Annotated in this window: 25 protein-coding genes; 23 read left to right on the forward strand and 2 right to left on the reverse strand. The window is 70.4% G+C overall.

The features are described from left to right. Positions 1-119 precede the first annotated feature (119 nt). Entirely contained in the window at positions 120-2,042 is a 1,923-nt protein-coding gene (ftsH, locus tag OG514_RS21505; RefSeq protein WP_266897150.1) for an ATP-dependent zinc metalloprotease FtsH, read from the forward strand. Between the two features lie 123 nt (positions 2,043-2,165). Here the strand turns inward: ftsH and OG514_RS21510 are convergent, their stop codons facing one another. Further along, positions 2,166-2,891: a class I SAM-dependent methyltransferase gene (locus OG514_RS21510; RefSeq protein WP_266897152.1), complete on the reverse strand. Its 726-nt coding sequence runs from the start codon at positions 2,889-2,891 to the stop codon at positions 2,166-2,168. A gap of 383 nt (positions 2,892-3,274) precedes the next feature. On the opposite strand from OG514_RS21510, the gene OG514_RS21515 reads away from it, so the two are divergent. From OG514_RS21515 to OG514_RS21595, 17 genes are all read left to right on the forward strand, one after another. Beyond that, positions 3,275-3,868 (forward strand): hypothetical protein, encoded by a 594-nt coding sequence (locus OG514_RS21515; protein WP_024755886.1) that lies wholly within the window; start codon positions 3,275-3,277, stop codon positions 3,866-3,868. Positions 3,869-4,023: 155 nt separating this feature from the next. After that, on the forward strand, positions 4,024-4,467 hold the full coding sequence (rpsP, locus tag OG514_RS21520; protein WP_187623038.1) for a 30S ribosomal protein S16: 444 nt from the start codon (positions 4,024-4,026) through the stop codon (positions 4,465-4,467). 2 nt (positions 4,468-4,469) lie between these two features. Further along, the gene (locus OG514_RS21525; protein WP_003980229.1) at positions 4,470-4,709 is read left to right on the forward strand and encodes an RNA-binding protein; all 240 of its coding nucleotides are present in this window, start codon (positions 4,470-4,472) and stop codon (positions 4,707-4,709) included. Positions 4,710-4,824: 115 nt separating this feature from the next. Then, the gene (gene rimM / locus OG514_RS21530; RefSeq protein WP_266897161.1) at positions 4,825-5,418 is read left to right on the forward strand and encodes a ribosome maturation factor RimM; all 594 of its coding nucleotides are present in this window, start codon (positions 4,825-4,827) and stop codon (positions 5,416-5,418) included. Further along, positions 5,415-6,236: a tRNA (guanosine(37)-N1)-methyltransferase TrmD gene (gene trmD / locus OG514_RS21535; protein WP_266897163.1), complete on the forward strand. Its 822-nt coding sequence runs from the start codon at positions 5,415-5,417 to the stop codon at positions 6,234-6,236. The genes rimM and trmD overlap by 4 nt, the downstream gene beginning before the upstream one ends. Before the next feature lie 132 nt (positions 6,237-6,368). Next, a complete protein-coding gene (gene rplS, locus OG514_RS21540; protein WP_053644504.1) occupies positions 6,369-6,719 on the forward strand; it encodes a 50S ribosomal protein L19 in 351 nt (116 codons plus the stop codon). A gap of 69 nt (positions 6,720-6,788) precedes the next feature. Continuing rightward, positions 6,789-7,637 carry a signal peptidase I gene (gene lepB, locus OG514_RS21545; protein ID WP_266897168.1) on the forward strand — a complete coding sequence of 283 codons (849 nt, stop codon included), beginning with the start codon at positions 6,789-6,791 and terminating at the stop codon, positions 7,635-7,637. Next, positions 7,630-8,625: a signal peptidase I gene (lepB, locus tag OG514_RS21550; protein WP_266897170.1), complete on the forward strand. Its 996-nt coding sequence runs from the start codon at positions 7,630-7,632 to the stop codon at positions 8,623-8,625. The genes lepB (OG514_RS21545) and lepB (OG514_RS21550) overlap by 8 nt, the downstream gene beginning before the upstream one ends. After that, positions 8,594-9,529, forward strand: coding sequence for a signal peptidase I (gene lepB, locus OG514_RS21555; protein ID WP_266900914.1), 936 nt, complete (start codon positions 8,594-8,596; stop codon positions 9,527-9,529). The genes lepB (OG514_RS21550) and lepB (OG514_RS21555) overlap by 32 nt, the downstream gene beginning before the upstream one ends. A 75-nt stretch (positions 9,530-9,604) precedes the next feature. After that, positions 9,605-10,372, forward strand: a complete 768-nt coding sequence (gene lepB / locus OG514_RS21560; protein ID WP_266897172.1) for a signal peptidase I — start codon at positions 9,605-9,607, stop codon at positions 10,370-10,372. Beyond that, positions 10,369-10,968, forward strand: a complete 600-nt coding sequence (locus tag OG514_RS21565) for an NUDIX hydrolase (RefSeq protein ID WP_266897174.1) — start codon at positions 10,369-10,371, stop codon at positions 10,966-10,968. Before lepB (OG514_RS21560) ends, OG514_RS21565 begins: the two co-directional genes overlap by 4 nt. 55 nt (positions 10,969-11,023) lie before the next feature. Then, positions 11,024-11,332 (forward strand): DUF2469 domain-containing protein, encoded by a 309-nt coding sequence (locus OG514_RS21570; RefSeq protein ID WP_005311352.1) that lies wholly within the window; start codon positions 11,024-11,026, stop codon positions 11,330-11,332. A gap of 120 nt (positions 11,333-11,452) precedes the next feature. After that, positions 11,453-11,818, forward strand: a complete 366-nt coding sequence (locus OG514_RS21575; RefSeq protein ID WP_266897176.1) for a YraN family protein — start codon at positions 11,453-11,455, stop codon at positions 11,816-11,818. A 1-nt stretch (position 11,819) separates the two neighbouring features. Next, the gene (locus OG514_RS21580; protein WP_266897178.1) at positions 11,820-13,442 is read left to right on the forward strand and encodes a YifB family Mg chelatase-like AAA ATPase; all 1,623 of its coding nucleotides are present in this window, start codon (positions 11,820-11,822) and stop codon (positions 13,440-13,442) included. Next, positions 13,439-14,620, forward strand: a complete 1,182-nt coding sequence (gene dprA, locus OG514_RS21585; RefSeq protein WP_266897180.1) for a DNA-processing protein DprA — start codon at positions 13,439-13,441, stop codon at positions 14,618-14,620. Before OG514_RS21580 ends, dprA begins: the two co-directional genes overlap by 4 nt. Positions 14,621-14,859: 239 nt before the next feature. Next, positions 14,860-15,696, forward strand: a complete 837-nt coding sequence (gene whiG / locus OG514_RS21590; RefSeq protein WP_266897182.1) for an RNA polymerase sigma factor WhiG — start codon at positions 14,860-14,862, stop codon at positions 15,694-15,696. Between the two features lie 54 nt (positions 15,697-15,750). After that, positions 15,751-16,317 carry a TetR/AcrR family transcriptional regulator gene (locus tag OG514_RS21595; protein ID WP_266900915.1) on the forward strand — a complete coding sequence of 189 codons (567 nt, stop codon included), beginning with the start codon at positions 15,751-15,753 and terminating at the stop codon, positions 16,315-16,317. Positions 16,318-16,423: 106 nt separating this feature from the next. On the opposite strand, the gene OG514_RS21600 is transcribed toward OG514_RS21595, so the two are convergent. Beyond that, positions 16,424-16,882 carry a murein hydrolase activator EnvC gene (locus OG514_RS21600; RefSeq protein WP_266897184.1) on the reverse strand — a complete coding sequence of 153 codons (459 nt, stop codon included), beginning with the start codon at positions 16,880-16,882 and terminating at the stop codon, positions 16,424-16,426. A gap of 254 nt (positions 16,883-17,136) precedes the next feature. Here OG514_RS21600 and rpsB point away from each other — a divergent pair, with 254 nt between their 5' ends. From rpsB to OG514_RS21625, 5 genes are all read left to right on the forward strand, one after another. After that, positions 17,137-18,054, forward strand: coding sequence for a 30S ribosomal protein S2 (gene rpsB, locus OG514_RS21605; protein WP_266897186.1), 918 nt, complete (start codon positions 17,137-17,139; stop codon positions 18,052-18,054). A 102-nt stretch (positions 18,055-18,156) separates the two neighbouring features. Next, positions 18,157-18,993 (forward strand): translation elongation factor Ts, encoded by an 837-nt coding sequence (gene tsf / locus OG514_RS21610; protein ID WP_266897188.1) that lies wholly within the window; start codon positions 18,157-18,159, stop codon positions 18,991-18,993. A 163-nt stretch (positions 18,994-19,156) separates the two neighbouring features. Next, on the forward strand, positions 19,157-19,921 hold the full coding sequence (gene pyrH / locus OG514_RS21615; RefSeq protein ID WP_266897190.1) for a UMP kinase: 765 nt from the start codon (positions 19,157-19,159) through the stop codon (positions 19,919-19,921). 94 nt (positions 19,922-20,015) lie between these two features. Further along, entirely contained in the window at positions 20,016-20,573 is a 558-nt protein-coding gene (gene frr / locus OG514_RS21620; RefSeq protein WP_055598433.1) for a ribosome recycling factor, read from the forward strand. Then, positions 20,573-21,676, forward strand: a complete 1,104-nt coding sequence (locus OG514_RS21625; protein ID WP_266897194.1) for a phosphatidate cytidylyltransferase — start codon at positions 20,573-20,575, stop codon at positions 21,674-21,676. Before frr ends, OG514_RS21625 begins: the two co-directional genes overlap by 1 nt. Positions 21,677-21,755: the final 79 nt, after the last annotated feature.

Genomic DNA, 21,755 nt, shown 5'->3' on the forward strand with positions numbered 1-21,755 from the left:
AGGGGCCCGAGGCGGTACGAAACCGCCCCGGGCCCCTTTTCACCCCTCCGGACCGCCCGCGATGCCGGGTTCGTCCCGCTCTTCGATACTGGGGCCACAGCCGCCCCGAGGAGAGCCACGTGGCCAACCCCGTCCCCCCGCGCGACCGGACCGACCAGCCCTGGCGCTCGGAAGGGGCACCGCCACCCCCGTCGCCGAAGAAGCGGATGCCGGGAGGCTGGGGCGGCCTCATCCTCACCGCGCTCGTCGTGTACCTGCTGGCCAACATCGTCCTGTCGTTCTTCAACGAGGGCGACGGGCCGACGATCTCCTACACCGAGTTCGACAAGCAGGTCGCCGCCGGGAACGTCACCAAGATCTACTCCAAGGGCGACGCGATCCAGGGGCAGCTGAAGAACAAGCAACCCGTCCCCGACGGCGACGGCGACTACACCAAGTTCACCACCCAGCGCCCCGCCTTCGCCGACGACGACCTGTGGGCGCAACTCACCAAGCAGAACGTCACCGTCACCGCCGAACCGGTCGTCCAGGAACGCAGCTTCCTCGCCAACCTCCTCATCTCGCTCGCGCCGATGCTGCTGCTCGTCGTCCTGTGGGTGTTCATCGCCCGCCGGATGAGCTCCGGCATGGGCGGCGCCGGCGGCATGCTCGGCCGCAAGGCCCCGCCCAAACCCGTCGAGCTGGAGGCCGGCGCCAAACGCACCACCTTCGCCGACGTCGCAGGCATCGACGAGGTCGAGGGCGAGCTCAACGACGTCGTCGACTTCCTCAAGAACCCCGCCGCCTACCGCGAGATGGGTGCCAAGATGCCCCGCGGCGTACTCCTCGCCGGCCCGCCCGGCACCGGAAAGACCCTGCTCGCCCGCGCCGTCGCCGGCGAGGCCGGAGTGCCGTTCTTCTCCGCTTCCGCGTCCGAGTTCATCGAGATGATCGTGGGCGTCGGCGCCTCCCGGGTCCGCGAACTGTTCGCCGAGGCCCGCAAGGTCGCCCCCGCGATCATCTTCATCGACGAGATCGACACCATCGGCCGGGCCCGCGGCGGCGGCTCCGGCATGGGCGGCCACGACGAACGCGAGCAGACCCTCAACCAGATCCTCACCGAGATGGACGGCTTCACCGGCTCCGAAGGAGTCATCGTCCTCGCCGCCACCAACCGCGCCGACGTCCTCGACCCCGCCCTCACCCGGCCCGGCCGCTTCGACCGGATCGTGCACGTCAACCCGCCCGACCGAGGAGGCCGCGAAGCCATCCTCAAGATCCACACCCGGGAGATCCCGCTCGCCAAGGACGTCGACCTGCAGCACGTGGCCCGGACGACCCCGGGCATGACCGGCGCCGAACTCGCCAACCTCGCCAACGAGGCCGCCCTCCTCGCGGTCAAGCGCGAGCAGAAGGCCGTCACCCAGTCCGACCTGTCCGACGCCCTGGAGAAGGTCCAGCTCGGCGCGGAACGCCCGCTCGTGATGCCAGCCGAGGAACGCCGCCGCACCGCCTACCACGAGAGCGGCCACGCCCTCCTCGGCATGCTCCAGCCCGGCGCCGACCCGGTCCGCAAGATCACCATCGTGCCGCGCGGCCGCGCCCTCGGCGTCACCCTCTCCACCCCCGACTCCGACAAGTACGCCTACACCGAGGACTACCTGCGCGGCCGGATCATCGGCGCCCTCGGCGGCATGGCCGCCGAACAGGTCGTCTTCGGCGTGATCACCACCGGCGCCGAGAGCGACCTCGAACAGGTCACCAACATCGCCCGGGGCATGGCCGGACGCTGGGGCATGAGCGAACGCGTCGGCCGCCTGACCGCCATCCCGAGCGACGCCCAGCAGGCGTACGGCCTCTCGGCGGCCCCCTCGACCCTCGACACCGTCGACGCGGAGATGCGCCGCATCGTCGACGAGTGCTACGAGAGCGCCGTACGCCAGCTCCGCGACCACCGCGACCAACTGGACGCACTGGCCGCCGCGCTCCTGGAGAACGAGACCCTGGAAGAAGCGGCCGCCTACCGCGCGGCGGGCATCACGCGCGCGGCCAAGGAGGACTGAGCCCGCCGCACGCGGCGCTCCCGGGCCGGGCTTCCACGGCACCGCCCGGCGCAGACCTCCCGGGCCCCGCCTCCACGACACCACCCGGCGCAGGCCTCCTGAGCCGGGCTTCCGCGACGGCTTCTACGACACCCGGGCGATCACGTACCGGAACACGTTCGGCATCCACACCGTGCCGTCCGCGCGCACATGCGGGGCGAGCGCCTCCTCGATCTCCTTCTCCACCTGGGAGAGCTCCGTCGCCCGTACGGCCTCGTCGAACGCGCCCGTCGACAGCAGGCCCCGCACCGCGCTGCCCTCGTTCGCGTACCCGAAGGGGCAGGCCACCCGCCCCGAACCGGCCGGCCGCAGCCCCGCCCCCGCCACCAGCCCGTCCAGATCCGTCCGGAGGCCCGGCCGACGGTCCGCGAGTCGCTCCGCGACCCGCAGCACCGGCTCCGTGGCACACCGCTCCGGCGGCCCCCATCCGGCGAGCACGACCGTCGTCCCCGGTTGGGCCGTACGAGTGAGCGCCGCCAGCTCCGGCAGCAGCGCGTCCGTCGTGTGGAAGGCCGTGATCACGTCGTACGAGGCACCCTCCACGGGCTCCTCCGTGACCGGCACGTCCTCGGGGAGCCGCTCCCTGGCCAGCTCCACGCGCGCGTGGTCCCGGTCCACGCCTGCCACCCGGGCGCCTCGCGCCGCCGCCATGAGAAGCGCCAGGCCGGAGCCGCAGCGGAGGCCCAGAACCCGGGTCCCGGTGCCCACACCGAGGCGGTCGTACACCGCCTCGTAGAGCGGGACGAGCATCCGTTCCTGGATCTCGGCCCAGTCACGCGCGGGGTGGTGCGGGACGAGCGTAGGTGTCATGGAAAAGTGCCCCAATCCGTGCTCGGACGACAACCCCCCGTAGTCAGGGAACTGCGCATCCCGGGCCGCGTCCAGTGCTCGCGCCGCACCGATTCGCCCGGGGGAGGGGTGCGTGGGCGAGCGGGCGCGCCGACCCGGTAATGTCCCTGCAACACTTCCCGGTCCGAACGGGGAGCCGTTCCCCCAGAGGCGCGCGCACGACGCATACGCGCCGGGGCGTATGCGCCACTACGCACCAGCTTGACGTCCCCTGCGTGACTTCTCCGCAGATCGGCGCACTGGGCCCTCGTCACGACACATCAACGGCAACTGACGGGTACGTGCAAAATATTTGGGATGCCCCGGAATGGAACCCGGGGGCACTTCGGCTCGTTGTACGCGACGTGAGCACGACACCACCTGTTCTCGCCGCAGAGCTGGCACAGGCGTGGGCCGACATTCAGCGGCACCACCCCGAGCTGCCCGATCTTGCCGCGCCCGAGTCCCTGATCGGAGAGTCCTCGTCCGCCTGCGGCGCCGAGCTCTCCTTCGAACGACTGCTCCACGAGGCAGTCCACGGCATCGCCGCCGCCCGGGGTGTCCGCGACACCTCCCGAGCCGGCCGCTACCACAACCGCAGATTCCTCGCGATCGCCGAGGAGATGGGCCTCGACCACCCCGAGGAGCCACACGCCAGCAGCGGCTTCTCCCTGGTCACGCTCAACCCCGAGGCGCGGCGGCGCTACCGCCCCACCATCGAGCGGCTCCAGCGCGCCCTCAAGGCCCACACGGTCGCCACCGCGGCCGACACCAAGCGCTCCTTCCGCGGACCGGCCGCCCGGCACGGCTCCTCGGGCGGCGGCGTCCGCGTCAAGGCCGTCTGCGACTGCGGACGCAACGTACGCGTGGTGCCATCGGTCCTCGCTCAGGCCCCGATCGTCTGCGGCGGCTGCGGCAAGCCCTTCCGCATCCCGGAGACCGTGGGCGCCGCGAGCTGACCTCGCGGTGTGTGGCACAATGGCTAGCTGTACTCGACAGTCGCACAGGACCCCTCTCTCCTCCGGCTGACGCGTCCATCGGGCATCCGAGTACCGCAACCCCACGTGGCATCTCAAAGTGCCCAACCACGTCAAGACCAGGAGACACCACTCCAGTGGCAGTCAAGATCAAGCTCAAGCGCCTCGGCAAGATCCGCCAGCCCCACTACCGCATCGTCGTCGCCGACTCCCGCACCCGTCGGGATGGTCGCGCGATCGAGGAGATCGGCCTCTACCACCCGACGTACAACCCGTCGCGTATCGAGGTCGACTCCGAGCGTGCGCAGTACTGGCTGTCCGTCGGCGCCCAGCCGACCGAGCCGGTTCTCGCCATCCTGAAGCTCACCGGCGACTGGCAGAAGGCCAAGGGCCTCCCGGCCCCCGAGAAGGCCCTGCTCGTCCCGGCGACCAAGGAAGCCAAGCGCGCCTCGTTCGACGAGTTCGCGAAGGCCCTCGAGGGCGACGAGGCCAAGGGTGAGGCCATCACCCCGAAGGCCAAGAAGGCCGACAAGAAGGCGGACGAGGCCGAGGCCGCGTCCACCGAGTCGACCGAGGCCTGATCATGCTCGAGGAGGCTCTCGAGCACCTCGTGAAGGGCATCGTCGACAACCCCGACGACGTGCAGGTCGCCTCGCGCACCCTGCGCCGTGGCCGCGTGCTGGAGGTCCGGGTCCACCCCGACGACCTCGGCAAGGTGATCGGCCGCAACGGCCGCACCGCGCGTGCGCTGCGAACCGTCGTGGGCGCCATCGGCGGCCGTGGCATCCGGGTCGACCTCGTCGACGTGGACCAGGTCCGCTGAGCAGGCCGGCAGCATCACCTTAGTTGTGCCGGCACGGGCCGGGGAGGGCTTACGAGCCCACCCCGGCCCGTTGTCGTTTGTGTCGTACGAGCGTGTGACAGGAGAGTGTGGAGCAGTGCAGTTGGTAGTCGCGCGGATCGGCCGCGCCCACGGGATCAAGGGCGAGGTCACCGTCGAGGTGCGCACGGACGAGCCCGAACTCAGGCTCGGCCCCGGTGCCGTACTGCTCACCGACCCGGCCTCCGCCGGGCCGCTGACCATCGAGACCGGCCGGGTGCACAGCGGCCGGCTGTTGCTGCGCTTCGAGGGCGTCCGCGACCGCAACGGCGCCGAAGCCCTGCGCAACATCCTCCTCATCGCCGAGGTCGACCCCACGGAGATGCCCGAGGAGGAGGACGAGTACTACGACCACCAGCTCATGGACCTGGACGTCGTCCTCGCCGACGGCACCGAGATCGGCCGCATCACCGAGATCTCCCACCTGCCGTCCCAGGACCTCTTCATCGTCGAGTGTCCCGACGGCACCGAGCTGATGATCCCGTTCGTCGAGTCGATCGTCACCGAGATCGACCTGGAGGAGCAGCGGGCCGTCATCGACCCGCCGCCCGGCCTGATCGACGACCGCGCCGAGATCGTCTCCTCCCGCGAGGACTCCGACGAAGAGTCCGCCGAGGAGTCCGCCGAGAAGCCCGGCGAGGCGAAGGCATGAGGCTCGACGTCGTCACGATCTTCCCCGAGTACCTCGAACCGCTGAACGTCTCCCTCGTCGGCAAGGCACGCGCCCGCGGACAGCTCGACGTCCACGTCCACGACCTGCGGGACTGGACGTACGACCGGCACAACACGGTCGACGACACCCCGTACGGCGGCGGCCCCGGCATGGTCATGAAGACCGACCCCTGGGGCGACGCGCTCGACCAGACGCTCGCCGACGGCTACGAGGGCGGCGCCCACGGCCCCGTCCTCGTCGTCCCCACCCCCAGCGGCCGCCCCTTCACCCAGGAGCTGGCCGTCGAGCTGTCCGAGCGGCCCTGGCTGATCTTCACCCCGGCCCGCTACGAGGGCATCGACCGTCGCGTCATGGACGAGTACGCGACCCGGATGCCCGTCTACGAGGTCTCCATCGGCGACTACGTCCTGGCCGGCGGCGAGGCCGCCGTCCTCGTCGTCACCGAGGCCGTCGCCCGCCTCCTGCCCGGCGTCCTCGGCAACGCCGAGTCCCACCGGGACGACTCCTTCGCCCCCGGCGCCATGGCCAACCTCCTGGAAGGCCCCGTCTACACCAAGCCCCCCGAGTGGCGCGGCCGGGGCATCCCCGACGTCCTCCTCAGCGGGCACCACGGCAAGATCGCCCGCTGGCGACGCGACGAGGCCTTCCGGCGCACCGCCGTCAACCGGCCGGATCTCATCGAACGCTGTGACCCGGCCGCCTTCGACAAGAAGGACCGCGAGATCCTCTCCATGATGGGGTGGGCGCCCGAGCCCGGCGGCCGATTTTGGCGCAGGGTCGACGGCGTGGAAGAATAGGCCGCTGTCGTCCGTCCGGCGCACGCCCCTGCCACAGGGGGAACGATGCCGCCAGAAACGGACGACGCTCCGAAACATCATCTTCGAACGCACCGCTGATGACCTGTGGCATCAGCGAGGAAAGAGACCTCCATGGCCTCCCTGCTCGACCAGGTCAACGCGGGTTCGCTCCGCTCGGACCTCCCCGCCTTCCGCCCCGGCGACACCGTGAACGTCCACGTGCGCGTCATCGAAGGCAGCCGCTCGCGTATCCAGCAGTTCAAGGGCGTCGTCATCCGCCGCCAGGGTTCGGGCGTCAGCGAGACCTTCACGGTCCGCAAGGTCTCGTTCTCCGTCGGCGTCGAGCGCACCTTCCCGGTGAACAGCCCGATCTTCGAGAAGATCGAGCTCGTGACCCGCGGTGACGTCCGTCGCGCCAAGCTCTACTACCTGCGTGAGCTGCGCGGCAAGGCCGCCAAGATCAAGGAGAAGCGCGACCGCTGAGCTTCGGCTCCCGGCACGCTCCACGCTTCCGAGCCCTCGCACAGGCAGTCCGGATAGGCTCTGCCACCGATGGACACCGAAGCACAGCACACGGAGCGCGACCCCTCTTCCGACACGGAGGACGGGTCGCGCTCCGCGCGCGTTTCCGAGGACGCGAGAAGTACGGGGAGCACCCCCGAGGACGCGAGGAGCACGCCCGAGGGTGAGAGCGATTCGCCCGCGGACGTGAGGAGTGCGCCCTCCTGGCGGCGCACGGCCCTCGTGGGCGGCGCCTGCGTGGCGTTCATGCTGCTCCTGAGCCACTTCGTCATGCAGCCCTTCCTGATCCCCAGCGGCTCCATGGAACCGACCCTGCAGGTCGGCGACCGGATCCTGGTCGACAAGCTGGCGTACCGTTTCGGCAGCGAGCCGGGCCGGGGCGACGTCGTCGTCTTCGACGGCACCGGATCCTTCGTACGGGAACAGCCGAAGGACAATCCCGTCACCGGGCTCCTGCACGACGGCGCGGCCGCCCTCGGGCTGGCCGAACCCGACGAGACCGACTTCGTGAAGCGGGTCGTCGGCATCGGCGGCGACCGGGTGGTCTGCTGCGACAAGGACGGCCGGCTCACCGTCAACGGCGTCTCCGCCCGGGAGCGGTACCTGATGCCCGGCGACCAGCCCTCCAGCGTGCCCTTCGACATCGTCGTCCCGCAGGACAAGCTCTGGGTCATGGGCGACCACCGCAGCCAGTCCAGCGACTCCCGCGACCATCTCGGCAGCCCCGGCGGCGGCATGGTCCCCGTCGACAAGGTCGTCGGACGCGCCGACTGGATCGTCTGGCCCTTCGGCCGCTGGTCCACGGTCCAGGAGACCGACGCCTTCGACGCCGTACCGGCCGCGCCGGCCGCCGGACACGGGGCGGGGCCCCATGGGTAGCCGGGGACGGCCGCCCGGCGGCACCGGACGCGCCTCCGCCCAGGGACCCGGCGAGGCCGCACCGCTGCCCGGCCGGGCCGAGCGGCGCAGAATCGCCCGCAAGGTCAAACGGCGCAGGCAGCGCTCCGCGATCCGCGAGATCCCCATCCTGGTCACGGTGGCGGTCCTCATCGCGCTCGTACTGAAGACCTTCCTGGTCCAGGCGTTCGTGATCCCGTCCGGCTCCATGGAACAGACGATCCGGATCTCCGACCGGGTCCTCGTCGACAAGCTGACGCCCTGGTTCGGCTCCCGGCCGCAGCGCGGCGACGTCGTCGTCTTCAAGGACCCCGGCAACTGGCTCCAGCAGGAGGCCGCGCCGGCCGACGACGACCCCGTCGGCATCAAGCAGGCCAAGCAGTTCCTCACCTTCATCGGCCTGCTGCCCTCCGCCGACGACCGCGACCTCATCAAGCGGGTCGTCGCCGTCGGGGGCGACACCGTCCGCTGCTGCGGCAAGGACGGGCGGATCACCGTCAACGGCGTACCCCTGAACGAGCCGTACCTGCACCCGGGGAACCAGCCGTCCACCATCCCCTTCGAGGTGAAGGTCCCGCAGGGCCGGATCTTCGTCCTCGGCGACCACCGCTCCGACTCGGCCGACTCCCGCTTCCACCTCGACGAGAAGGACCACGGAACCGTCTCCGAGGAGCAGGTCGTGGGGCGGGCCGTGGTGATCGCCTGGCCCATCGGACACTGGCGAGGCCTGGAGGAACGGGAGACCTTCGCCGCCGTGCCGGACACCAGTACGAGTTCCGACTCCGCGCTCGGTCTGTCGCATAGTGTGTCCCAGCGGAATCTGAACGGATTCCCCGGGCTCCCGACCCCTGCGGAACTTCTGCTCGTTATGGGAGTGGTGGGCCTGTCCCTGTTCCGGGGCAGGCGATCGCACGGACTGAGGAGTGGATGTGGGGGATTTGGCCGTCGGCGCACGATCCGGACACGATGAGCCCGACAAGAGGGCCGACGGGGCCTTCGGCGATGATGCGACGGGTGACGACGTGACGGGTGACGGGCAGACGCAGCCGCCGGGCGGCGGCACGCCGGACGACGGGGACGACGACGCGGCGGGCGGCTCCGGCCGGGCCCCCAAGAAGCAGCGTTCCTTCTGGAAGGAACTGCCCCTCCTCGTCGGCATCGCGCTCGTACTCGCCCTGCTGATCAAGACCTTCCTGGTGCAGGCGTTCTCGATTCCCTCGGAATCGATGATGAACACCCTCCAGCGAGGAGACCGGGTTCTCGTCGACAAGCTGACCCCCTGGTTCGGCTCCGAGCCCGAGCGCGGCGAAGTCGTCGTCTTCCACGACCCGGGCGGCTGGCTCGAAGGCCAGACCACCCCCACGCCCAACGTCGTCCAGAAGTTCCTCAGCTTCATCGGCCTCATGCCGTCCGCCGAGGAGAAGGACCTCATCAAGCGCGTCATCGCCGTCGGCGGCGACACCGTGTCCTGCAAGGAGGGCGGCAAGGTCATCCTCAACGGCGTCGCCCTGGACGAGACCTCGTACCTCTACCCAGGCTCCGTCCCCTGCCAGGACTCCTTCGGCCCGATCAAGGTCCCCGAGAACCGCATCTGGGTCATGGGCGACAACCGGCAGAACTCCCTGGACTCCCGCTTCCACCAGCAGCTCCCCGGTGGCGGAACCGTCTCCAACGACGAGGTCGTCGGCCGCGCGGTCGTGATCGCCTGGCCCGTCACCCGCTGGGCCACCCTCCCGGTGCCCGACATCTTCGACAACCCCGCGCTCAACAAGGCCATGGCCGCCGCCCCCCTCGGCGCGGCCGGTCTCGCCGGAGCGCTCCCGCTGGTCCTGTGGCGCCGGAAGAAGGTCGCCGCACGGCATACCGCCGAGTAGCGACCCGCGGGTAGGGTGCCGTCCCGGGCCGTCGACAGACCAGCGGTCCGCCGACAGACCTACGGGGTGCCCGACATGAGCGGAAACATACGGACCAAGGGCGGCCACGGCCGCCTCGGCAGCACGCTGTCGGGGCTGGCCGTGGCCGTCGGCTGTGTGCTCTTCCTCGGCGGCTTCGTCTGGGGAGCCCTGCTCTACCAGCCGTACTCCGTCCCCACCGACTCCATGACCCCCACCATCGACGTCGGATCCAAGATCCTCGCCCAGCGCGTCGACGGTGACGAGGTGCGGCGCGGAGACGTCGTCGTCTTCACCGACCCGCTCTGGGGCGGCTCGCCCATGGTCAAGCGGGTCGCCGCCGTCGGCGGCGACACCGTCGCCTGCTGCGACCGCGACGGACGCCTCACCGTCAACGGCAAGCCCGTCGAGGAGCCCTACCTGAGCCCGGGACCGGGGGGCCGGACCGTCGCCTCCCGCACGGACTTCTCCGTCACCGTCCCGGCCGACAACCTCTTCCTCCTCGGCGACGACCGGTTCACCTCGCTCGACTCCCGTTCGCACATCGAGGACGCCGGACAGGGCTCCGTACCCCGCTCGTACGTCGTCGGCAGGGTCGACGCCATCGTCTGGCCCGCCAAGGGCCTCCTGGAGCGGCCGACGGGCTTCGCGGGACTTCCGGGCGGCATCTCCGAGCCCGGGCCCGTACGCCCCCTCCTCATCGCGATCGCGGCCGGAGCCGTACTGGTCCTGGTCGGCGGCGCGTACGGACCGGTGGCCCGCCGGACCACGAAGCGTCGGCCGTCGGGCACCGCCCCCGGGACCCGGGAGAAGGTGGACGCATGACGGACTCCGACGAGCGGACCGCGGCAGGTACGGAACCGAAGGCCGACGTGCGGCTTACGGATTCCAAGGCCGACGCGCAACGTACGGAACCGAAGGCCGACGCGTCGCCCGAGCCGCGGCGGGTCGCCCGGGTCGTACTGCTCGACGCCGACGACCGCGTCCTCCTCATGCACGGCTACGAGCCCGACCACCCGGAGCAGACCTGGTGGTTCACCCCCGGCGGCGGCCTGGAGGGCGACGAGAGCCGGCAGGAGGCGGCACTGCGCGAGCTCGCCGAGGAGACCGGCATCACCGACGTCGACCTCGGACCGGTCCTCTGGACGCGGTACTGCTCCTTCCCCTTCGACGGGCGACGCTGGGACCAGGACGAGTGGTACTACCTCGCCCGCACCCGCAAGACCGAGGCCACCCCCCGGCCCCAGGCCCTCACCGAGCTGGAGAACCGCAGCCTCGCGGGCCTGAGATGGTGGACCTCCGCCGAACTGTCGGCAGCCCATGAGACGGTGTACCCGACCAGACTCGCCGAGCTGCTCCGCACACTGCTCGACGAGGGACCTCCGAGTGCTCCGGTGGTTCTCGCCCCGGAAATCGTTTAGGGGCGCGTCCGCCTGGCGCACAATAGGGGGACGCACGGCTGAAGGGGAACATGCCATGAGCGCCGAGGACCTCGAGAAGTACGAGACCGAGATGGAGCTGAAGCTCTACCGGGAGTACCGCGATGTCGTCGGGCTGTTCAAATACGTGATCGAGACCGAGCGGCGCTTCTACCTCACCAATGACTACGAGATGCAGGTGCACTCGGTCCAGGGTGAGGTCTTCTTCGAGGTCAGCATGGCCGATGCCTGGGTCTGGGACATGTACAGACCGGCCAGGTTCGTCAAGCAGGTCCGCGTCCTCACCTTCAAGGACGTGAACATCGAGGAGCTCAACAAGAGCGACCTCGAACTCCCCGGCAGCTGAGAGCCCCGCACCCCGCCTCACCCCCACGAGTGAGGCGGTTCTCCACAACCCCCCGGCCGTCCACAGCGCCACACGCGATCCACCCCACTCCGTCACAGTCGGTGACGGAGGTGGTACCGCATGAACAAGACCCAAGCACTCGGACGGTACGGAGAAGAGCTCGCCACCCGCCTGCTCACCGCGACCGGCATGCACATCCTCGCCCGCAACTGGCGCTGCGGCCGCACAGGCGAGATCGACATCGTCGCCCGCCACGGCGACACCCTCGTCATCTGCGAGGTCAAGACCCGACGCCACGGCGCGTACGAACACCCGATGGCCGCCGTCACACCCCGCAAGGCCGACCGGCTCCGCCGCCTCGCCGCCTGCTGGCTCGACCGCAACGACACCCCCGCCCCCCTCGGCGGCGTCCGCATCGACCTCGTCGGCATCGTCCTGCCCCGCAAGGGCGCCCCCGTCATCACCCACGCCCAGGGGGTGGCCTGAGATGGGATTCGCCCGCACCTGCTCCGTCGCCCTCGTCGGAGTCGAAGGCGTCGTCGTCGAGGTCCAGGCCGACCTCGAACCCGGCGTCGCCGCCTTCACCCTCGTCGGCCTCCCCGACAAGAGCCTCACCGAGAGCCGCGACCGGGTCCGCGCCGCCGTCGTCAACTCCGGCGCCGAATGGCCCCAGAAGAAACTCACCGTCGGCCTCAGCCCCGCATCCGTCCCCAAAGGCGGCTCCGGATTCGACCTCGCCGTCGCCGCGGCCGTACTCGGCGCCGCCGAACGCATCGACCCCCGCGCCATCGCCGACCTCGTCCTCATCGGCGAACTGGGCCTCGACGGACGCGTCCGCCCCGTCCGCGGCATCCTCCCCGCCGTCCTCGCCGCCGCCGACGCCGGATACCGCCAGGTCGTCGTCCCCGAACAGACCGCAGGCGAAGCCGCCCTCGTCCCCGGAGTCTCCGTCCTCGGCGTCCGCAGCCTCCGCCAACTCATCGCCGTCCTCACCGACGAACCCGTCCCCGAAGAAGAACCCACCGAAGCCGGCCGACCCGACGCCATGCTCGCCGGACTCCTCATCCCCGGCGCCGGCATCGGCACCGGACTCAGCCCCGACCCCACCGACCCCACCGAAGGCCCCGACCTCGCCGACGTCGCCGGCCAGCACCGCGCCCGCCGCGCCCTCGAAATCGCCGCCGCGGGCAGCCACCACCTCCTGCTCTCCGGCCCACCCGGCGCAGGAAAAACCATGCTGGCCGAACGCCTCCCCGGCATCCTCCCGCCCCTCACCCGACAGGAATCCCTCGAAGTCACCGCCGTCCACTCCGTCGCCGGCATCCTCCCGCCCGGCGAACCCCTCGTCCGCCGCGCCCCCTACTGCGCGCCCCACCACTCCGCCACCATGCAGTCCCTCGTCGGAGGCGGAAACGGCCTCCCCAGGCCCGGCGCCGTCTCCCTCGCCCACCGCGGCATCCTCTTCCTCGACGAAGCACCCGAATTCTCAGGGAAAGCCCTCGACGCCCTCCGCCAACCCCTCGAATCCGGACACGTCGTCATCGCCCGCGCCGCCGGAGTCGTACGCCTCCCCGCCCGCTTCCTCCTCGCCCTCGCCGCCAACCCCTGCCCCTGCGGACGACACACCCTGCACGGCGCCGGCTGCGAATGCCCGGCCGCCCTCGTCCGCCGCTACCAGGCACGCCTCTCCGGACCCCTCCTCGACCGCGTCGACCTCCGCGTCGAAGTCGAACCCGTCACCCGCGCCGACCTCCTCGGCCAGGGCGGCCGCGGCGAAACCACCGCGGCCGTCGCCGAACGCGTCCGCGAAGCACGCGCCCGCACCGCCGCACGCCTCGCCGACACCCCCTGGAACGTCAACAGCGAAATCCCCGGCCACGAACTCCGTACCCGCTACCTCGCCGCCCCCGGAGCCCTCGCCACCGCCGAACGCGACATCGAACGCGGACTCCTCACCGCCCGCGGCCTCGACCGCGTACTCCGCGTCGCCTGGACCGCCGCCGACCTCGCCGGACACGACCGCCCCGACAGCGAGGACATCGCCCTCGCCCTCGAACTGCGCACCGGCATCGCCCGCGGAGTGCCCGTCGGAGCGGGACACCGCGCATGACCACCCCCACCCCCACCTCCACGGACGAACGACTCGCACGCGCCGCACTCAGCCGCGCCGTCGAACCCGGCGACGAACACGCAGGCCGCTGGCTCCACCGCTACGGAGCCAAGGGCTTCCTCGACCGACTCCTCGGCGACGCCGGATCCACCGCCGCAGACGACCCCTTCCCCGGCACCGGACAGAAACGCGTCGCCTCCTGGCGACTCCGCGCCACCGCCGCCGAACCCACCCGCGACCTCGCCACCATCCACGACCTGGGCGGCCGCTTCCTCATCCCCGGCGACACCGAATGGCCCCGACAACTCGACGACCTCGCAGACGCCCGCCCCCTCGGCCTCTGGGTCAGAGGCCCCGCCGACCTGCGCACCTGGGCCCTCCGCTCCGTCGCACTCGTCGGCGCCCGCGCCTGCACCCCCTACGGCGCCCACACCGCCGCCGACCTCGCCACCGGCCTCGCCCGCCACGGCTGGGTCGTCGTCTCCGGAGCCGCCTACGGCATCGACGGCGCCGCCCACCGCGGCGCACTCGCCGCAGGCGGAGCCACCGTCGCCGTCCTCGCCTGCGGCGTCGACACCCCCTACCCCCGAGGCCACGACCAACTCATCCGACGCGTCGCCCAACAAGGCCTCGTCGTCGGGGAACTGCCACCCGACACCCACCCCACCCCCAGCCGCTTCATCCTCCGCAACCGCGTCATCGCCGCCCTCACCCGAGGCACCGTCGTCATCGAAGCCCAGCACCGCAGCGGCTCCCTCGTCACCGCCCGCGCAGCCGCCCGCCTCGGCCGCCACACCATGGGCGTCCCCGGCCCCGTCACCAGCGCACTCTCCGCCGGTGTCCATGAACTCCTCCGGGGCGACGCCACCCTCGTCAGCGACGCCGACGAGATCATCGAACTCGTCGGCGACATGGGTCAGCTCGCCCCGGCGCGCCGAGGACCCGTACTTCCTCGCGACCTCCTCGCCCCCGCCACGGCACACATCCTCGAAGCGATCCCCGCCCGAGGCCCCACCCCCACCACCGTCATCGCCCGTCGCGCCGGAACCACCCCCGACGACACCCTCGTCAAGCTGTACGAACTCCACTCCCTCGGCTTCGTCGAACGACACGGAGAAGGCTGGCAGTTGACGAACAGGACAACGCCGACGTCGAACGCGCGGCGAGGCGGTACTTGACCTGGAGCATTCGGGTGAAAGGGTGAAGGCGATGAACAATCGAGTTCTCTCGGCCGCACCCGAGGGGCCGACACGCGCCACGGCCCGGGTTCGAAGATGTGGCCGACGGCGTCCACCCGGACCGGCGCGATCCGCCGATGTTCGCGCACCGCGACCGCGCACTCACGCTACGCTCACCAGGATTCCGTCCAGGACGCCTCCATCGACACACCCGACAGCAGAACGGCTCAAGGCAACGCATGCCCCAGCACACCTCCGGGTCTGACCGCGCTGCGGTGCCCCCAGCAGCCCGGGGCACCGTGCGACCACCCGCACCGACCTCCCTCGACGAACTGTGGCGGTCGTACAAGGACACGGGCGACGAGCGGCTGCGCGAACAGCTGATCCTGCACTACTCACCGCTCGTCAAATACGTCGCCGGCCGAGTCAGCGTCGGGCTGCCGTCCAACGTCGAACAGGCCGACTTCGTCTCCTCCGGCGTCTTCGGCCTCATCGACGCCATCGAGAAGTTCGACGTCGAGCGCGCCATCAAATTCGAGACGTACGCCATCACCCGCATCCGCGGCGCCATGATCGACGAACTCCGCGCCCTCGACTGGATCCCGCGCTCCGTCCGCCAGAAGGCACGCAACGTCGAGCGCGCGTACGCCACCCTCGAAGCCCAGCTCCGGCGCACCCCCTCCGAGACCGAGGTCGCCACGGAGATGGAGATCACGCTGGAGGAACTACACGCGGTTTTCAGCCAGTTGTCCCTGGCGAACGTCGTCGCCCTCGAAGAGCTGCTGCACGTCGGCGGAGAGGGCGGCGACCGCCTCTCCCTGATGGACACCCTCGAGGACACCGCCGCCGACAACCCCGTCGAGGTCGCCGAGGACCGCGAGCTGCGCCGACTGCTCGCCCGCGCCATCAACACACTCCCCGAGCGCGAGAAGACCGTCGTCACCCTCTACTACTACGAGGGCCTCACCCTCGCCGAGATCGGCCACGTCCTCGGCGTCACCGAGAGCCGCGTAAGCCAGATCCACACCAAGTCCGTCCTCCAGCTCCGGGCCAAGCTGGCCGACGTCGGACGCTGAACCCGCGCGAGCCGGTCGTACAGTGGAGCCGTGCCCAGGATTCGAGCGGCCTCGGTGGCCGAGCACCGGACGATGCAGCGCGGCGCCCTCCTGGACGCCGCGCGTTCCCTGCTGTCCGAGGGCGGTACGGAGGCGCTGACCTTCCCCGCACTCGCCGAGCGCACGGGCCTCGCCCGCTCCTCGGTATACGAGTACTTCCGATCGCGCGCGGCCGTGGTCGAGGAGCTGTGCGCCGTCGACTTCCCCGTCTGGGCAGCCGAGGTCGAGTTCGCCATGGACAGCGCGGACACCCCCCAGGGCAAGGTCGAGGCCTACGTCCGCAAGCAGCTGGAGCTGGTCGGTGACCGCCGGCACCGCGCGGTCGTCACCATCTCGGCGAGCGAGCTCGACGACGGCGCCCGCGAAAAGATCCGCGCGGCCCACGGCGGCCTCGTCGCCATGATCGTCGAAGCCCTCGCCGCCCTCGGCCAGCCCCAGCCCCGCCTCGGCGCCATGCTCCTCCAGGGCGTCGTCGACGCCGCCGTCCGCCGCATCGAACTCGGCGCGGCCGAGAATCCGGCGGACATCGCGGAGGCGGCGGTCACGATGGCCCTCTACGGCGTCAACGGCACCGCGACCTGATCGCCCGGGGGAGGGGCCTCCCCCCTCCCCCTCCCCACCCACCCCGCCCCCGCCCGCCACGCACACCCCTCCGCCTGGCCGTGCTCCCGTGCGCCTGCCCGTCCCGTCAGTCCTCGACCGGCAGTAGGCGTGCCGGGACGCGTTTCGTCAGGAGCAGGGGGTTCAGGTACTGGTCGCCCCTGAGGAGGCCCCAGTGGAGGCAGTTCCTCGGGCAGTGGGTGCCGGGGGTGACCCGGGCGATCGGGGTGCCTGCGCGGACCCGGGTGCCGGTGGTCACCAGGGGGGTCACGGGGGTGAAGGTGGTGCGGAGTGGGGGAGTGCCCGTAGCCGGGAGGGTGAGGGTGAGGGCCCCGCGGCCGCCGACGGGGCCCGCGAAAGTGACGGTCCCGTCGATGGGGGCCAGGACCTGGGTGCCCGGTGGGGCGGCGAGGTCGACGCCGCGGTGGCCGGCGGCGTACGGGCCCGGTGGGGGCTGCCAGCCGCGGAGGATCTCCGGGGGCGGCGGGCCCACCGGCCACAGCAGGCCGAGGGCCAGGATCAATGCGGTGAGGTGTGTGACGTGCATGGGGCAAGGTTTCCCGGGCCGTCCGGTGCGCGGGGGTCGCGGACGGGATCTGTGGACTACTCGCGGGTTGTGGACAGCGCCGTCACCCGCTGCTCCCGGGGTCCCGTACACTTCCTATGGCGACCCGGGTCACCGGGTCGACTTCGCACGCCCCGCCACTGCCCTCGCCGGTCGTGGCAGCGCCTTTCGGTCCCTCGCGGGCATGGCGCGTTCGGGGCGTCAGGAACACAACCGAGAAACCCAAGGAGATGGCCATGGCCGTCGTCACGATGCGGGAGCTGCTGGAGAGCGGCGTCCACTTCGGTCACCAGACCCGTCGCTGGAACCCGAAGATGAAGCGCTTCATCTTCACCGAGCGCAACGGCATCTACATCATCGACCTGCTCCAGTCGCTGTCGTACATCGACCGCGCCTACGAGTTCGTCAAGGAGACCGTCGCGCACGGCGGCTCCATCATGTTCGTCGGTACGAAGAAGCAGGCCCAGGAGGCCATCGCCGAGCAGGCGACGCGTGTCGGCATGCCGTACGTCAACCAGCGTTGGCTCGGTGGCATGCTCACCAACTTCTCGACCGTCTACAAGCGTCTGCAGCGCCTCAAGGAGCTTGAGCAGATCGACTTCGAGGACGTCGCGGCGTCGGGTCTCACCAAGAAGGAGCTTCTCGTGCTCTCGCGCGAGAAGGCCAAGCTGGAGAAGACCCTCGGCGGTATCCGCGAGATGTCCAAGGTTCCCAGCGCCGTCTGGATCGTGGACACCAAGAAGGAGCACATCGCCGTCGGCGAGGCTCGCAAGCTGAAGATCCCGGTCGTCGCGATCCTCGACACCAACTGTGACCCCGACGAGGTCGACTACAAGATCCCGGGCAACGACGACGCGATCCGCTCCGTCACCCTGCTCACCCGCGTGATCGCCGACGCCGTCGCCGAGGGCCTCATCGCCCGCTCCGGCGCCGCGACCGGCGACTCGAAGCCGGGCGAGAAGGCCGCCGGCGAGCCCCTCGCCGAGTGGGAGCGCGACCTGCTCGAGGGCGAGAAGAAGGCCGACGACGCCGAGGTCCAGACCTCCGCCGAGACCGCCGAGGTCGCCGCCGCCGAGACCACCGAGGTGGCCGAGGCCGTCGAGACCGTCGAGGCTGTCACCGAGGCTCCGGCCGCGGACGCCGAGCAGGCCTGACCCTTCAGGACCTTCGGGTGAGGACGGCGGGGGCCCACGAAGCCCCCGCCGTCCACCCGTGGACCCGCCCGATCTTTCAGACTTCGAGAGAGAAACAGACTCATGGCGAACTACACCGCCGCTGACGTCAAGAAGCTCCGCGAGCTCACCGGCGCCGGCATGATGGACTGCAAGAAGGCCCTGGACGAGGCCGACGGCGACGTCGACAAGGCCGTAGAGGCCCTGCGCATCAAGGGCCAGAAGGGTGTCGCCAAGCGTGAGGGCCGCTCCGCCGAGAACGGCGCCGTGGTCTCCCTCATCGCCGACGACAACACCTCCGGTGTCCTCGTCGAGCTGAAGTGCGAGACGGACTTCGTCGCCAAGGGTGACAAGTTCCAGGCCGTCGCCGACCAGCTCGCCGCCCACGTCGCCGCCACCTCCCCGGCCGACCTGGAGGCGCTGCTCGCCTCCGAGATCGAGGCCGGCAAGACCGTGCAGGCGTTCGTCGACGAGGCCAACGCCAACCTCGGCGAGAAGATCGTCCTCGACCGCTTCGCGCAGTACACGGACGGCTTCGTCTACGCGTACATGCACCGCACGATGCCGGACCTCCCGCCGCAGATCGGTGTCCTCGTCGAGTTCGACAAGGCCGACGCCGCCGTCGCCAAGGGTGTCGCCCAGCACATCGCCGCCTTCGCGCCGAAGTACCTCACCCGTGAGGACGTTCCGGCCGAGGTCGTCGAGACCGAGCGTCGCGTCGCCGAGGAGACCACCCGCGCCGAGGGCAAGCCCGAGGCCGCGCTCCCGAAGATCGTCGAGGGTCGCGTGAACGGCTTCTTCAAGGACGCGACGCTGCTCGGTCAGCCGTACGCCCTTGACAACAAGAAGTCCGTCCAGCAGATCCTGGACGAGGCCGGTGTCACCCTGAAGCGCTTCACCCGCATCAAGGTCGGCATCTGAGTCCGTACGCGAACGCGACGGACACCGGACCCCGATAGGGTCTGAGGCAGTCGTCCGCGTACGCGCAGGACGACCGCAGATCTGACGAGGAGGCCATTGCCATACGGGAAACCGCGAGGACCCAAGGCAATGGCCTCCTTCGTATGTGCACGAGGAGATCTCCATGAACCAGGGCGCCGTACAGGGCGACGACAACAACGGCAGCAAGGCCGGCCGCTACATGCTGAAGCTGTCCGGAGAAGCCTTCTCCGGCGGTACGGGCCTGGGTGTCGACCCCAATGTCGTGCACGCCATCGCGCGTGAAATCGCAGCCGTCGTCCGCGACGGCGCGGAGATCGCGGTGGTGATCGGCGGCGGCAACTTCTTCCGTGGCGCCGAGCTCCAGCAGCGCGGCATGGACCGGGCCCGCTCCGACTACATGGGCATGCTCGGCACCGTGATGAACTGCCTCGCCCTCCAGGACTTCCTGGAGAAGGAAGGCATCGACTCCCGCGTCCAGACCGCCATCACCATGGGCCAGGTCGCCGAGCCGTACATTCCGCTGCGCGCCGTGCGCCACCTGGAGAAGGGCCGTGTGGTCATCTTCGGTGCGGGCATGGGCATGCCGTACTTCTCCACGGACACCACCGCCGCTCAGCGTGCCCTGGAGATCGACGCCGAGGCCCTGCTGATGGGCAAGAACGGCGTGGACGGCGTCTACGACTCCGACCCGAAGGCCAACCCCGACGCGGTCAAGTTCGACGCACTGGAGTACAGCGAGGTGATCTCCCGCGACCTCAAGGTCGCCGACGCCACCGCCATCACCCTGTGCCGGGACAACAACCTCCCGATCCTCGTCTTCGAACTCCTCACCGAGGGCAATATCGCTCGTGCGGTGAAGGGTGAGAAGATCGGCACGCTCGTGAGCGACCAGGGCACCCGGGCCTGACCCGAACCGGGGAACCGCCCCGCAAGGGGATGGACAGAGCCCTGCCGGTCGTACACCGTGCAGGACACAACGCGACGACACGCAGGAGCATGTGGTGATCGAAGAGACCCTCCTCGAGGCCGAGGAGAAGATGGAGAAGGCCGTCGTGGTCGCCAAGGAGGACTTCGCCGCGATCCGCACCGGCCGTGCGCACCCGGCGATGTTCAACAAGATCGTGGCGGACTACTACGGTGCCATCACCCCCATCAACCAGCTGGCGTCCTTCTCCGTCCCGGAGCCTCGGATGGCCGTGGTGACCCCGTTCGACAAGAGCGCGCTGCGCAACATCGAGCAGGCCATCCGTGACTCGGACCTCGGCGTCAACCCGAGCAACGACGGCAACATCATCCGGGTGGTGTTCCCCGAGCTGACGGAGGAGCGCCGCCGCGAGTACATCAAGGTCGCCAAGAGCAAGGCCGAGGACTCGAAGATCTCGATCCGCTCGGTCCGCCGCAAGGCCAAGGAGACCATCGACAAGCTCGTCAAGGACGGCGAGGTCGGCGAGGACGAGGGCCGCCGCGCCGAGAAGGAGCTCGACGACACCACCGCGAAGTACGTCTCGCAGGTGGACGAGCTGCTCAAGCACAAGGAAGCCGAGCTGCTCGAGGTCTGATGAACGACTCTTCCTGGGGTGCCCCGGCCGGTTCCGGCCGTGGGGGACCCGACCAGGGTCCCGCACCGGCGGGTCCCGCATACGATCGGCATCAGGCGGCGCAGACTCGGCCCATGCCCATCGTGCCCGACGTTCCCGCCGGCGGATTCCAGGACGGTTACGGCCGGGGGGCCGCTCACCCGAGCGGTCCCCTGTTCCGTGACGAGACGCCGCACGAGCACCCGCAGGAGCCCATGCCCAGCCCCACCCCGCCTCCGCCGCCCGCGCCGACGGCGCCCCGGCAGAAGAAGAGCGCGGGGCGTGACCTGGGCGCGGCCATAGGGGTCGGGGTAGGTCTCGGCGCCGTCATCATCGCCTCGCTGTTCATCTGGAAGCCCGCGTTCGTCGGGGTGATCACGGTCGCCGTGGTGGTCGGGCTCTGGGAGCTGACCTCGCGCCTCCAGGAGCGCAAGGCGATCAAGGCTCCGCTGGTTCCGCTCGCGGTCGGCGGCGCGGCGATGGTCGTCGCCGGTTACGTCCGGGGTGCCGAGGGTGCCTGGGTGGCGATGGCGCTGACGGCGCTCGCCGTGCTCGTGTGGCGGATGACGGAGCCTCCCGAGGGCTATCTGAAGGACGTCACGGCGGGTGTGTTCGCGGCGTTCTACGTGCCGTTCCTGGCGACGTTCGTGGCCATGATGCTCACCGCCGAGGACGGTCCGCAGCGGGTGCTGACGTTCCTGGTGCTGACGGTGGTCAGCGACACGGGTGCGTACGCGATCGGCTGGCGCTTCGGCAAGCACAAGCTGGCGCCGAGGATCAGCCCCGGGAAGACCCGTGAGGGTCTGTTCGGTGCGGTGGCCTTCGCGATGGGGGCGGGTGCGCTGTGCATGGAGTTCATGATCGACGACGGCACCTGGTGGCAGGGTCTGCTGCTGGGTCTCGCGGTGGCGGCGAGTGCGACGCTCGGCGACCTCGGCGAGTCGATGATCAAGCGGGACCTGGGCATCAAGGACATGGGCACGCTGCTTCCGGGCCATGGCGGGATCATGGACCGGCTGGACTCGCTGCTGCCGACCGCGCCGGTCGTGTGGCTGCTGTTCGTGATCTTCGTCGGTTCGGCCTGATCCGTACGTCCGTGTCGTAAGGGCCCGTCACCCTCCGGGGGTGGCGGGCCCTTACGCGTGTGAGCGTGGTCGCCGAGCC

The organism is Streptomyces sp. NBC_00572, from assembly GCF_026341815.1.
GTDB lineage: Bacteria > Actinomycetota > Actinomycetes > Streptomycetales > Streptomycetaceae > Streptomyces.